The sequence below is a fragment of the Noviherbaspirillum album genome (genome assembly GCF_035916955.1).
Taxonomy (GTDB): Bacteria; Pseudomonadota; Gammaproteobacteria; order Burkholderiales; family Burkholderiaceae_D; genus Noviherbaspirillum; species Noviherbaspirillum album.
Genome location: NZ_JAWIIV010000001.1, coordinates 109949 through 122711 on the forward strand (window position 1 = coordinate 109949; position 12763 = coordinate 122711).

The 12763-nt window shown below is 59.3% G+C and carries 11 protein-coding genes; 1 reads left to right on the forward strand and 10 read right to left on the reverse strand.

Annotated features, from left to right (window positions below; translation table 11 throughout):
- Positions 1–569: 569 nt before the first annotated feature.
- The gene (locus RY831_RS00455; protein ID WP_326504367.1) at positions 570–1091 is read right to left on the reverse strand and encodes a DUF2243 domain-containing protein; all 522 of its coding nucleotides are present in this window, start codon (positions 1089–1091) and stop codon (positions 570–572) included.
- Between the two features lie 478 nt (positions 1092–1569).
- The gene (locus RY831_RS00460; protein WP_326504368.1) at positions 1570–2652 is read right to left on the reverse strand and encodes an extracellular catalytic domain type 2 short-chain-length polyhydroxyalkanoate depolymerase; all 1083 of its coding nucleotides are present in this window, start codon (positions 2650–2652) and stop codon (positions 1570–1572) included.
- Between the two features lie 586 nt (positions 2653–3238).
- Here RY831_RS00460 and fabF point away from each other — a divergent pair.
- The gene (gene fabF / locus RY831_RS00465) at positions 3239–4507 is read left to right on the forward strand and encodes a beta-ketoacyl-ACP synthase II (RefSeq protein WP_326504369.1); all 1269 of its coding nucleotides are present in this window, start codon (positions 3239–3241) and stop codon (positions 4505–4507) included.
- A 238-nt stretch (positions 4508–4745) separates the two neighbouring features.
- Here the strand turns inward: fabF and RY831_RS00470 are convergent, their stop codons facing one another.
- The 8 genes from RY831_RS00470 to RY831_RS00505 form a co-directional block, all read right to left on the reverse strand.
- Positions 4746–5036, reverse strand: coding sequence for a DUF427 domain-containing protein (locus tag RY831_RS00470; protein ID WP_326504370.1), 291 nt, complete (start codon positions 5034–5036; stop codon positions 4746–4748).
- 187 nt (positions 5037–5223) lie between these two features.
- Entirely contained in the window at positions 5224–6372 is a 1149-nt protein-coding gene (locus RY831_RS00475) for an FAD-dependent oxidoreductase (protein WP_326504371.1), read from the reverse strand.
- Complete coding sequence (locus RY831_RS00480; RefSeq protein ID WP_326504372.1) at positions 6369–7130, reverse strand: DUF3047 domain-containing protein; 762 nt, start codon at positions 7128–7130, stop codon at positions 6369–6371. The genes RY831_RS00475 and RY831_RS00480 overlap by 4 nt, the downstream gene beginning before the upstream one ends.
- The gene (locus tag RY831_RS00485) at positions 7127–7741 is read right to left on the reverse strand and encodes a TIGR04282 family arsenosugar biosynthesis glycosyltransferase (protein ID WP_326504373.1); all 615 of its coding nucleotides are present in this window, start codon (positions 7739–7741) and stop codon (positions 7127–7129) included. Before RY831_RS00485 ends, RY831_RS00480 begins: the two co-directional genes overlap by 4 nt.
- On the reverse strand, positions 7738–8409 hold the full coding sequence (locus RY831_RS00490; RefSeq protein WP_326504374.1) for a TIGR04283 family arsenosugar biosynthesis glycosyltransferase: 672 nt from the start codon (positions 8407–8409) through the stop codon (positions 7738–7740). Before RY831_RS00490 ends, RY831_RS00485 begins: the two co-directional genes overlap by 4 nt.
- Before the next feature lie 206 nt (positions 8410–8615).
- Positions 8616–10811, reverse strand: coding sequence for a dihydrolipoyl dehydrogenase family protein (locus tag RY831_RS00495; protein WP_326504375.1), 2196 nt, complete (start codon positions 10809–10811; stop codon positions 8616–8618).
- Positions 10812–10854: 43 nt separating this feature from the next.
- Positions 10855–11820 carry an arsenosugar biosynthesis radical SAM (seleno)protein ArsS gene (arsS, locus tag RY831_RS00500; protein WP_326504376.1) on the reverse strand — a complete coding sequence of 322 codons (966 nt, stop codon included), beginning with the start codon at positions 11818–11820 and terminating at the stop codon, positions 10855–10857.
- An 80-nt stretch (positions 11821–11900) separates the two neighbouring features.
- Complete coding sequence (locus tag RY831_RS00505; protein WP_326504377.1) at positions 11901–12746, reverse strand: S-methyl-5'-thioinosine phosphorylase; 846 nt, start codon at positions 12744–12746, stop codon at positions 11901–11903.
- Positions 12747–12763 lie beyond the last annotated feature (17 nt).

A 12763-nucleotide genomic window follows, 5' to 3' on the forward strand; every position in this document is an offset into this window, starting at 1 on the left:
TGGGTTGGCAAGGAAGAAGCGAATGGGACGAAGCGGCGCGCTCGAGCAGCCTCGGCAGGCCGTGCAGGTGTGGCAGCACGCCGCGAATGCGGGCGACGACAGTAGGGAAAACGGGATGGCTGCCGCACAATGCAGTGGCAGTGGCAGTGGCAATCGGTATGGCATGGGGCATGATGTTCTCTCTCTTGAGGTCCGACATGCATCGGAAGTCAAACGCCGGATGCAACGTATGCCGTCACATCGTGCGTGCGGCCGGATGGCCGCAAGAGCAATGCCCCGCATTCCATGCGCGCCGGGATGTCCGGCGCTGCAGTGAAACGCTAGCCGCTTCTACTCTGTTCCCGGTACAGCAATTGGTGTGCCAGCCGGAAAATCGGCCGAAGTTGCAGGGACTGAAGGAAATATAGGGAAATAAAGGAATGCCGGCACGCTTGCATCAGCCGCTTGCACATTCAGGGTGCAGAAGACCGCCGCAGCGGCACCATCGCGGCGCCCGGATCGCCACTCAGCACCTGGGTGGTGCAGCGACGTGCGCGGTTTGCAAGCTGCCGCCCTGCTGCGCTGCTGCGCTACTGCACGCGCCGCAGATGCGGCTTGCGACTTTCGGTACGCCGCCGCCCGGAGCGCAGAAGCCACCAGCCGCCGGCCAGCATGGCCGCACCCCATGCGAGGAAGCCCAGATCCCAGTAAAGCCACTGGTCTGGCGGCACGGTCTCGTTTACATGATGGATCTGCAGGATCTGATGGTTGATGATGCCTTCAACCAGGTTGAAGATGCCGAATCCCATCAGCATGCTGCCTACCAGCATGCGCCCCGACCACCACAGATGCCGACGGTGCGCTGCGCGCCAAAGCAGGATCAGTCCGATCACGACGAAGATGTAGGTCGATGCATGGAACAATCCGTCCCACAGAGTGTTGAATTGAAGATTTGAAACGCTGTCTGGAGGATAGCCGGCACTGGTGAACATGTGATGCCACTGCAGTATCTGGTGCAGCACGATGCCGTCGAAGAAGCCGCCCAGCCCCAGCCCGAAAAAAATGCCGGCCGCCGTGGGGAAACGAGGTCCTTCATCGCCGCTCTGGTTCATGATGTGTCCGTGGTGGTGAAATCAGGGTCTTGTCAGCATGGCTTTCTCTTGCGATGAACGGCGACGCTAAAAGTTCATGACAGGTTGATGTGCCGCCTATCAAGGGCCAATATTGGTCCAACAAGCAAGAGAGCGATTGATGCCAGAATCATCATGTCTTCCAGCCGCCAATGCCCATCGTCATCATTACACTCGCACATCATCGAAGCTAGAGCGTTTTCTCCCTGACCGGCGTAGTCGAGGCCGAGGCAGATTGCCGCTGGAACAAGGCGTGAGGACGCGGCATGGCCAAGCCATGGCAAGGAGTCACAACGCAGTGCCGGCGGCAATCTGTCCGGGATCGGCAGGCAGGTCAGGGTGAAACCGCTCTAGGGCCTTGCTATGTGTGAGGTTTCCTCCGGAAAAAGAGACACGCTCCCACCCTGTCGTTCATAGAGTCATACCCGGCTGGGCGGGAGTTTATCTATGCCGATATGCACTACTGCCGTCCCGTCACACGCTGCACCATCTTGTAGAGCACCGACATCTGCGCGCCGCTCTTGAGCGCATAGTTGGGATCGATCTGGTTTGAGTAGCCCCACCAGTCATAGCAGCCATTCGGATTGGTCGGCCCTGGTGCGGACGACGCAATGGTGTCGGGATAGACAACCACGAGGTTGTTGGTGTCGGCCCATTCATTGATGCCCGCCTGGGTCACCCAGCGATTGCCGATGAGTGCCGAGTACTGCTTGCAGCCATGCAGTGCGAGCACCATGCCGCATGTTTTTCCTTGCGCGCAGGCTTTCGGCACGAAGACAGTGCCGGTCGAACTCAACGACACGTTGGGCGCTGCGCCGAATTCGGCCTGGTCGAAGGTTGACAGCGTGCCTTGCAGCTTTCCATTGTTGCGCGGGTTCAGCCGGCCCAGGAAGTGCTTCAGCCAGGTTTGGACGGAATCGTAGGGAGCGCCATTGAGGAAGCATCTCACCATGAAGGGGCTGCCCGCACTGCCGCAGTCGAGTTCACCGTTCGGGGATTCCCAGCCGTGCGCGGCTGGAAAGCCATTATCGAACACCACCTTGGCTCCATAGTGAAGATACTCCGCATTGAGGTCGGCCATCTGGCGTGGATTGACGGTGGCGTCCCTGGTGCCGGACCACAGATAAACCGGCTGACCGTTGAGATTCACCGATGAGTCGATCGTGCCCAGGGCAGACTGGGTGTTCAGATAAGCGATCGACTGGGCAAGCATGCTGTTGTAGGACGCTTCGTTCGTCGGCAAGGTCTGGCCGCCACAGTTGGCGAGGGCGGTCGCGGCGCCGCCAGCGCCCGCGCACCAGTAGACGCCGCCCGCATAGATGGCCGCCCCCTTGAAAGTCGCGGAATGGGCCACGTGCATCTGCACCGCGGTGAAGCCGCCGGAGGAAATGCCGGCGACAAAGACCTTCGCCGGGTCGATCTGATAGCGCTGGAGCTTTTCGACGGACGCCGCCGCTGCCGTCTGCGCACCGGCATTGGCGGCCGCGACGAATCCAATGGCGAATATGGCGGACCACGCTGATCTGGACTTAAGCTTCTTCATGATGATCGTCTCCTCGTTGCTTCAGGAAAAGTAAGCCTGCTTCAGCGTCTGTTTTTTGATGTACCGCAGAGTTGTTTCCGTTAGAAGCGAAAGCGGCATTTTTAGGACGGAGACTAAGGCAAAGCCGAATGTTGTTGCGACTCTACTTTTTATCGTGCGTTCATCCATGAGTTTGCGCAGGAGGGTAATTGCCCGGTTTCTCAAAATGAGCCTGATGGCAGGTAAGCATCACAAAGTTGCCATTGGCGTCAGACGTGCATCAGGCTGATGGAGCAGAGAATGGGGAATTGCGGCACTCGCGAGTACCTGTGCTGCCACCTTTTCTCCGTGACGGATGCGAACGAAGTGCAGCATTCCATGTAGGAAGTGGGCCGAAACAGTAAGAGTGCTTTGCCAGGACAGTTTCATGGTTCCTGCATTATGGCGCATTTTGCATATTCATTGGCGCGATGCGTCAACTACCGGTTCACCAACTCCCTATACTTTGCCCTGATCCCAACGGCACCCGACATGTGCAAACGCCGACGCATGGCGCATTTTGCCAATTTTTTCCACATATCTTCATTAGTCAACGAAGGAGCATGATTTGAATACGAGACGAATTGTCGTAACCGGCATGGGTATGGTGTCGCCGTTGGGCTGTGGCGTCGAGGCTGTATGGCGCCGCCTTCTGGATGGTCATTCCGGACTGGCGACGCTGCCTGAGGAAGTCACGGAAGGGATTGCATCCAAGGTCGCCGGCATCGTGCCGGGCTTGACGCCAGACCGCCCGTGGGGATTCGATGCTGCCTTCGCTGTGGAGCCCAAGGATCACAAAAAAATGGACCGCTTCACCCTGTTTGCCATGGCCGCAGCGCAGGAGGCCTTGGACCAGGCCCACTGGCAGCCCGACACTGACAGCGCGCGCGAAAGGACGGCAACCATTGTGGGCTCAGGCGTGGGCGGATTCGGCGCAATCGTGGATGCGGTGAGGACCACCGACGGCCGTGGGCCGAGACGGCTTTCTCCTTTTACCGTCCCCAGTTTTCTGGCCAACATGGCCGCTGGACACATTTCCATTCGCCACGGCTTTCGCGGTCCGCTGGGCGCGCCTGTCACCGCATGCGCCGCCAGCGCGCAAGCCATCGGCGATGCCGCGCGACTGATTCGCGCCGGCGAAGCCGATATTGCCTTGTGCGGCGGAGCCGAGGCCTGCATCGATCGCGTCAGCTTCGGCGCGTTCGCCGCCGCAAGAACGATGTCCACCGCTTTCAGTGCCCATCCCACGCAGGCATCCCGTCCCTTCGATGTCGAACGAGACGGCTTTGTCATGGGAGAAGGGGCCGGCATGCTGGTCATCGAAGAGCTTGAGCACGCATTGCGCCGCGGCGCCACGCCGATTGCGGAACTGCTGGGGTATGGTACGAGCGCCGACGCGTATCACATGACGTCTCCGCCCGACGACGGCGCCGGCGGACGGCGCGCCATGGAGCTGGCGATCCGGCAGGCAAACCTTGTACCCGCACAGATCGGGCACCTGAACGCTCATGCGACGTCCACGCCGGTCGGCGACACCAGTGAACTGGCTGCCATCAAGGCGATATTCGGCACGGGATGCGGCCCCGCCGTTTCCGCCACCAAGTCCTCGACAGGACATTTGCTCGGGGCGGCTGGCGGCGTGGAAGCAATCTTCACCGTGCTTGCCCTGCGCGACCAGATGGCGCCTCCCACATTGAACCTGGCACAGCCCGATCCGGCCGCGGAAGGCATCGACATTGTCAGCGGATCGGCCCGGAAAATAGCAGCCGACTATGCCATTTCCAATGGCTTTGGTTTTGGCGGCGTCAACGCCAGCCTCTTATTCCGCCGCCTTTAGAGCGCTTTCGGTTTGACCTGCCTAACGATCCCGGGCGGATTGTCCCTGGTATGGCGTTGCGCCTCCTTGCCATGGCCCGCCATGTCGCGTCGCCGCGCCTTGTCCCAGAAACAATCCGCCTCGGCCTCGGCCTCGACTAAGCCAGTCAAAGCGAAACCGCTTCAGCGCCAAAGGCTGGTATTGGTCATTCGGGTTCGCCGAATGACCAAGGAGCCGGACCATAATAAAACTCCCATTCTTACTTCGATACCTGAACCCCGTGCCAAAAGGCGATATAGCCGGCAATTTCTTTCGCAGCGGGCAAAGGATCGTTGTAGACCCAAGCCGCATCCGGATTGATCTCACCACCGGCGGAAACATTAAAGTAATTTGCAGTTCCCTTCCAATGGCATCGGCTGGTGGTTTCGCTGGGGGACAGATGCTCCTGGCTAACCGACTCGGGAGGAAAGTAAACATTTCCTTCGATGACTTTCACTGTATCGTCAGACGCTTCCGCGACCACGACACCATTCCAGGTTGCTTTAGGCATGGAACCTCCTTTAATCGACATAAACGTTGTGGGATTGATCGGCCTGAGACGAATCATACTGCGAGCCGTGCGTGATTCGACGCCAACAGGATGAATGGGCGGCGCTGCCTTGCGTCCATTGTTCCAGGAATGCCGAGCGCCAGCCGGCATCATCGTAGGAAACACGCACGGAAGTCTCCTTGTATGGTTATTCGTTTAGACGCACCAATCCGTGCTTCCTTACGAGTGTGTTGTACCTGGCGATGAACCGCCGGTCGATGTGCTCCTTCCAGCGCCATACCCAGTTGCCTTGCCAGCCGATACCATTCCAGGAAGCGACAGCGTGCCGCTCCCCGGTCCCGATCAGGGTGAGGTAGCGTCGTTGGGGAGAGAACGACTCAAGACGACTGCCGTTTATCCTGGCGATGATATTCCGTGCAAGAACCGGCCCCATGCGTACCGCGAAGACTCCGGCCTTCGGTAAGGGTTTTTCCCAACCGGCGCAGTCGCCCGCCGCAAAGACATCAGGATTCGAAATGGTTTGGAGTGTAGGCCCGATACGGATGAAGCCCTGGGTATCGACCGCAAGACCGGAGGTTGTTACCCATGGATGCGCCTGTGCGCCGGTTGCCCACAACACCGTATCGGCGTCGATGACCTGCCCTTCGGTGCTGGTTATCGAGCCGTTTTCAAGCTTGTCAGCCGAGAAGGAGGTAAAGATGGTGATGCGGTGTTTTTCAAGATGAGCCCGCAGCAGGCGCGCCGCCGTTCTTGACTGCCCTGGCACGAGTTCTTTTCCCTGGGTGGCAAGCAGAAAGTCAAAACGAACATGTGGCGCTGCGGAGGCCATTCGATGGCGCGCCGCAAGCAAGCTTTCAACGCCGGCCGCGCCGCCGCCCACCATCAGGACGCGAAATCCGGCGCCATGCGGCAGACACCGCACCGCCTCGAGCAAGTCGTCCCAATGCCGCTGCAGCTCGGCCAGCGGTCGCATCGGCAGGATCCGGAGCTTGGTGCTTTCAGGCGGCAGCAGCGTGGAGCCAAGGTTCAGAGATAGCCATTTGTAGTTCAGCTGCCGTCCTCCTGCAAGCATCACTCTAGACTGTGCCGTGTCAATGCCAGCCACCGCATCGAGCACCATGTCGGCTCCCGCACAGCGGCAGAGATGCATAAAGTCTATGCAGCACTCATCCCAGGAATAATGCCCGGCAAGCCAGCCGGGTACCATGCCCGAGTACGGTGCAAGGGCATGCGGTGCGACGAGGATGACTTTGACATCGTCCAGCGTGCGTCTTGACAATTCAAGCAGAACTTGGGCATGAGCATGGCCTGCGCCGACAAGAACCAGCTGTCTCATCGCGCTTCCAATGCCGTACGCGGCAGAAACTCGATGTCGCCATACCACGCGGTTGCAGTTTCACCGGTGTTATCGGTATCAGTCGCCAATGCGACACCGACAATGTCCGGAGGATCATCACCGAAGGCGGCACGGAAATCGGCTGCGAGATCACGCGTTTCGGTAATCCACTGTCCGGTCCGGGCAGCGCCGCTTTGCATGACGATCATCCGTGCCCGGTCGGTGTACGCGTTGGCTTGTATCGTGCCGACCGGGTAACGGTTGTCCCAGACGTAATTGAGTGCCGCCGTAGGAATTTTTTGACCGTAGACGGATTCGGCAATCTTCAACCTGGTCCGCGTGCCGAAAGACAGTTTGTCGGGCGGGTAGTCGAACATGACGTAGACGCGAGCAGCGTAGTCGTCACCTTGCCTGGTCATCATGTCGGCCGACTTGACGGTACCGGCCACTTTCCAGCGCCAGCGCAGCAGCGGAAACTCGCGGATATCCACCCTGACCGGGTGAATCACGCCGGACATCGACGCTTTCGCGGAAGCTTTCAATACCGTTCGGTTGTCGTCCCGTACCAGCGAATAATCGGTATCCCCGGCCTTTGGCGCAGGCCTGAAGGCCGTCCATCCCGAGATGGACTGGCCCGCTGGCATTGCCGAAAAGCGCGCAAGCTCCGGAGGAGCGGCATGAACGGTCTGTAGCGCCGACAGAACAACTGGAAGTCCTCCGATGAGGACGAACTTCATGAGAGAAGTGTCCGACGTCATGGCAACCACTCCTGCGGCACATGAGCAAGGTCTTCCGCCGTGTCCACGTCATGCATGACCGGCAGTTCCGCAGCAACGAGGCCGAGCGTTTCCAGGCGCGCGCGCGTCTGGGACATGACTTTATCCGTGCTCCAGGCAATATCTTCAAACAGCGCAGGGTAAAGGGAAGACATGCCGACGAGAACGTATCCGCCATCTGCCGCGGGCGCGAAAACGGCGCGATGATCGGCCAGATACTGTGCGGCAGCCCGCAGTTCCCTCACGCCCAGGCCGGGACAGTCGGTGCCGATCACAAGCGCGGAACTGGCGACCTGAAGACCTCGAGCCAGCGCACGATGCATGCGATGTCCAAGGTCGCCTTCACCCTGTGAAGTCAGCGTTGCCCCATAGCTTCGGGCGGCTTCCATCAAGACAGGATTGGCGGTGTCGGGTGCGCAACATAGCTCTACGGGACCGATTCTCGCCTCGGCCGCTCGTGCCAGCGTCTCATGGAGCATGCGCGTCGCCAGGGCCGCCGCGCCAGCGGGACCGAGTGCGGGAATCAGGCGTGTTTTTGCGTAGCCGGGAACGGGCGCTTTGGCGAATACAATCACCGCACATTCGGTTTTCATCGGTATGCCTTTGCAAGCTGTTCAGCCGGCGCGCCCAGCCAGTACCGCAGGCGCAGGGCCCACATCAGAAGGATCGTGCGCCAGACTCCGCCGGCTTCCCATCGCCTTCCCGAAGTGGAGACCCTGGCGCGAAGGCAGAGAGGCGCCGAATTTCGCTTGAGACGGGACGACAATTCAATATCTTCCATCAATGGCTGCGCGGGAAAGCCTCCCACCGAGACAAATTCCGTTTTCGTGACAAAGATGGCCTGGTCGCCGGTTGCTATACCAGTCAGCCGGGAACGCCAATTCATCAGCAATGCCACTATCCGCAGCGTCCTTGGCCGCCCATCGATGTGGACATCAAACCGGCCCCAGCGATATCGGCCGCAGGCCAATCCTTGGGCCACCATCGAGGTGGCATCGTCGGGAAGAAACGTGTCGGCATGCAGGAAGAGCAGCACTTCATGCGAGGCGACGGCGGCGCCGGCGTTCATTTGATTTGCGCGGCCACGCGGCGCGCTGAGGACCTTGTCTGCTGTTGCCATGGAGAGCGCCGGCGTATTGTCGACACTGCCGCCATCGACCACGATGACTTCCGGATTGCCGGGTTGCGAACGGACCCTATCGAGAACGCGGCGGATTGACGCCGCTTCGTTCAGAACCGGAATGATGATGGAAATGCTCATGGCAGCATATTTAAGTCAGCGCTCATCATGGATGGCAGTTCAGCCGAGGCTTCCATTGCCACGCTGGTGCCCGGATTGTTCCGGTTCGTTCAGCGGCATGAGTGATTTGCCCGAAGACCTGGAAGGCTGGGTATTCTAAGTATTCTGAGTATTCGCTGCATTGCATCGCATCCCTTTTCTCTGAACAAGTATAAAAATGAATCAGGCTATGAAACCGGCTGTTTAGCCACCGCCATCCGCGGTGATCTCCGGCGCCAGCCATGGTACTTCTCGACCCAGTGCAGCAATCGCTGCGGCACATGCCGGCGCTGCCACTCGCCGGCGGCATACTTGTTGGCTTCCGCCATTGTCGGATAGGTATGGACAGTGCCCAGAATCTTCTTCAATCCAAGCTTGTGTTTCATTGCCAACGCATACTCCGCCAGCATGTCGCCGGCATGTTCGCCGACAATCGTTACGCCTAGGATGGTGTCCTTGCCAGGAGGCGTCAGAACTTTTACAAAGCCGTAAGCAGCTTCGTCCGCAATGGCACGGTCGAGGTCGCCGATATCGTACTTCGTGATTTCATAGTCGATCTGCCTATCCCTGGCTTCCTGTTCCGAGATGCCGACATGCGCCACCTCCGGAGAGGTGAAGGTGCACCGGGGTATCACGCTGTAGTCTGCCTTGAATCGCTTGAACGGTCCGAATAGCGCATTCACGGCGGCATACCACGCCTGATGTGCGGCCGCGTGCGTGAGCTGAAGCGGACCCGCAACATCACCGCACGCATAGATATTCGGGTACAGCGTTTGCAGGTAGGCGTCGGTATCGATGGTCTTTTGCTTGGTAAGCGGCATCCCTAGCGTTTCAAGTCCATATCCTTCGGTGCGTGCAACGCGTCCGACCGCGCAGAGCAAGACATCAAACTCGACCGCCAGCTCGCTGGAGGACTCGCCGTTCGTCGCATTGCCGGCGGTCCTGACGATGAGTCGCTTGATGCCGTCGGCTTGCTCGCAGCGCACCGCTTCATGGTTTGTGAGGATGCGAACGCCATCAGACGCCAGCGCGCGGGCGACAATATCCGAAGCGTCCGGATCTTCGCGATTGAGCAAGCGGGAAGATCGCTCCACCTGGGTGACCTGCGACCCCAGGCTGGCAAAGGCTTGTGCCAATTCCGAACCGATCGGCCCGCCACCCAGAACCACCAGGCGCTTTGGCAGCGCAGTGAGGGACCACAGCGTTTCCGACGTCACGTATCCGACTTCCGCCAAGCCAGGGATGGGCGGTACGACAGGACGCGCTCCCGCGGCAATGACTATCGAGCGTGTTGTAATCCGCTGGCCATTGACCTCCACCGACCACGGCGATGTGATCTTCGCACGGCCATGGATGACTTCAACGCCCAATCCGGAATAGCGCTCCGCCGAGTCGTGCGGTTCGATTTCTTCAATCACGCGGCGGACACGCGCCATGACGTCGGCGAAGTGCAGATCGAGCTCGGCACGGGCAATTCCCAGTGACGCTGCTTTCCTTGCATCCCTGGCGAGCCTGGCGGAACGGATTAAGGCCTTGGAGGGCACACAGCCGGTATTGAGGCAATCGCCACCCATTTTTCCGCCTTCGATCAGCGTCACCCTGGCTTTGACGGCGGCCGCGATGTAGGCTGTCACCAAACCGCCGGAACCGGCGCCGATGACGACCAGGTTTCGGTCGAAGAACGATGGCTTCTTCCAGCCCTTGTAAATCCTCCGCTGCCTGAACAGGTTGAGGAGCATCCTTGCAATGAGCGGAAACAAGCCAAGCAGGACAAACGACGAGACGAGCCCCGGAGACAGGACATCTTGCAGTCGATCGATCTGGCCAAGCTGCGTTCCCGCATTGACATAGACGATGGTCCCGGCCAGCATGCCGAGCTGGCTCGCCCAATAGTATGTCCTGGCCGGCATGCGCGTTAATCCCATCAGGAGATTCACCAGGAAGAACGGGAAGACGGGCAAAAGCCGCAGCGTCAGCAGGTAGAACACACCGTCACGCTCAATGCCTTTGTCGATGGTATCGAGCTGCCCGCGGAAATGCGAAGCGACACAGTCACGTAACAGGTAGCGCGATACGAGGAAGGAAAGGGTGGCGCCGATCGCGGACGCGAAGGAGACGATGAGCGTACCCAGCACAACGCCGAACAAGGCCCCACCGGCCAGGGTAACCACCGTCGCGCCGGGAAACGATAACGCGGTAACGACGACATAGACTCCGAAGTAGGCGGCAACGGCCGTCAAGGGGTGCTCTGCGTAATAGGCTTGAAAGGATTGCTGGCTTTGTTTCAGGTAATCCAGATTCAGATAGCGGCCAAGTTCCAGGCCGAAGTACGCAACGACGGCTGCCAGCAAGACCGCCAGGACAAGCAGTTTCTTACTCTTCATTTATTATTCCCCTGTGTCCGGCGAGATGGCTCATGACAAGGCACTACGCCGCCAAGGCACCGCCGCAACTGCTTCCCTGTCCTGCGGTACAACCATAGCAATGGTCGGCAATCGTGATCGGCTCGCCCTCCACGTCCTTGTCGATCAGATCGCGCAAATGGCGTTTTCCCTGTCCGGAGGCAGGCAGTGGCAGCCCCAGCATCTGGTTGAAGTCGCAGTCGTACAGGAATCCCTGCCAATCGACGCTGATGAGGTTGCGGCACATCACGGCATCGAGATTGGCGTCACTGAAGTTGTCTTTAAGGAGCTTCATATAGGGCGCGAACTGCCCCTTGGAAACCAGCATGCTGCCGAAACGCTGGATCGGCATGTTCGCCAGCACGAAGAGCTGATTGAACATGATGCCAAAATGGGAAGCGAGCTCTCGTTTGTAGTCTGCCTGCAGCTTTTGCTGGTTTGGCGGCAGTGAGGGACCCTGGGGGTTGTAGACGAGACTCAACATCAGGTTGCCCTGCTCCCTGCCATAACCCAGAGCGTTCAACATGCGCAAGGCGGCGATACTCTTTTCGAATACACCGTCGCCACGCTGGCGATCGACGTTTTCCGCTGAATAGCAAGGAAGGGACGCCGTGATTTCAACGCCCTGCCCCGCGAGGAAATCGGCAAGCGTTTCATATCCCGGCTCCAGCAGAATGGTGAGATTGCAGCGGTCCACGACCCGGACTCCCAGACGCCGCGCTTCCTGCACGAGATGCCGGAAATGGGGATTCATTTCCGGCGCACCTCCGGTCAGGTCAAGCATCGTCAGCCGGCGGTCGCGCAATACTCGCAGCACGAGGTCCACGGTGTCGGCATCCATCATTTCCTTGCGAGTCGGCCCGGCGTTGACATGGCAGTGCTGGCAGGTTTGATTGCATTTATAGCCGAGATTGACTTGCAGCGTATCAAGCGCCTTGCGTCGAATGGCAGGGAAGTCGGTCTTGCGTAGCAGGGGATATGTGGCGTGCATGGCTATTCCAGGAGAGTCGTTTTACCTTAAACGGCATTGAAGTGGTTTCCTTACAAAAGATTGTCATGCATGCGCTGAACTCACCTCCTCAGGACATCCATCCACTGCTTCTGCTGTTCATTAAACGCAGTATCGGGCGTCAATAATGCGTGCGACAGTGCGGTGCGGATTTCCGGCTCTTCCGGAGGAAGGGGAGCAGCAAGCAGCGATGCCAGCAGCGTCGTCGCCTTTTCCAGGCTCTGCCGGTAGAGCGCAAAGATCGAGTTGGCGGTCACATGCCTGGAGGGGTCTTCCATCCAGCAGTCATAATCGGTCGCAATGCCAATGGTGGCGTAACAGATCTGTGCCTCGCGCGCGAGAAATACTTCCGGCACGTTGGTCATGCCGACCAGATCGCAGCCGGCCTGGCGCAGGAAATGGCTTTCGGCCCGCGTGCCCAGGCGCGGACCTTCCACGCAGCCATAGGTCACGTCAGGGTGCAGGCGAATATCGAGCTGCGCCGCATGAGCGGCTATCCACCGCATCAGGTTGGCGCTGACGGGCGTTGCGGTCGAAACATGTGCGGCGATGCCGTTGCCGAAGAAGGTCTGGACGCGGCGACCTCGGGTCCAGTCGAAATACTGGGATGGAATCGCCAGGTCGCCGGGAGCAATATCTTCCCGCAAGCTGCCCACCGCCGAGATACCGATGATCTGCGTTGCGCCTAGCGCCTTGAGTGCGTATATGTTGGCGCGGTAATTGATCTCGTGCGGAAGATGTTGATGCCCGCTGCCATGCCGGGCGAGGAACAGGATTTCATGATCGCCGAAAGCTCCCTTTACGATATCGGAAGACGGCGCGCCGAACGGTGTCTCCACTGTTCGTGTTTCCACGATTCGCATACCGCTCATTTGATAGACACCAGTTCCGCCAATAATTGCCAGCATGCCCGAACCCTTTCTCA

What these genes read in the sequence shown, in the direction of transcription:
- arsS (WP_326504376.1), bottom strand. Translation starts at nt 11,820, where the DNA reads ATGCACGCCACATATCCCCTGCTACGCAAGACCGACTTCCCTGCCATT.
- RY831_RS00485 (WP_326504373.1), bottom strand. Translation starts at nt 7,741, where the DNA reads ATGAAAACCGAATGTGCGGTGATTGTATTCGCCAAAGCGCCCGTTCCC.
- RY831_RS00480 (WP_326504372.1), bottom strand. Translation starts at nt 7,130, where the DNA reads ATGACGTCGGACACTTCTCTCATGAAGTTCGTCCTCATCGGAGGACTT.
- RY831_RS00490 (WP_326504374.1), bottom strand. Translation starts at nt 8,409, where the DNA reads ATGAGCATTTCCATCATCATTCCGGTTCTGAACGAAGCGGCGTCAATC.
- RY831_RS00505 (WP_326504377.1), bottom strand. Translation starts at nt 12,746, where the DNA reads ATGCTGGCAATTATTGGCGGAACTGGTGTCTATCAAATGAGCGGTATG.
- RY831_RS00475 (WP_326504371.1), bottom strand. Translation starts at nt 6,372, where the DNA reads ATGAGACAGCTGGTTCTTGTCGGCGCAGGCCATGCTCATGCCCAAGTT.
- RY831_RS00455 (WP_326504367.1), bottom strand. Translation starts at nt 1,091, where the DNA reads ATGAACCAGAGCGGCGATGAAGGACCTCGTTTCCCCACGGCGGCCGGC.
- RY831_RS00460 (WP_326504368.1), bottom strand. Translation starts at nt 2,652, where the DNA reads ATGAAGAAGCTTAAGTCCAGATCAGCGTGGTCCGCCATATTCGCCATT.
- RY831_RS00470 (WP_326504370.1), bottom strand. Translation starts at nt 5,036, where the DNA reads ATGCCTAAAGCAACCTGGAATGGTGTCGTGGTCGCGGAAGCGTCTGAC.
- RY831_RS00495 (WP_326504375.1), bottom strand. Translation starts at nt 10,811, where the DNA reads ATGAAGAGTAAGAAACTGCTTGTCCTGGCGGTCTTGCTGGCAGCCGTC.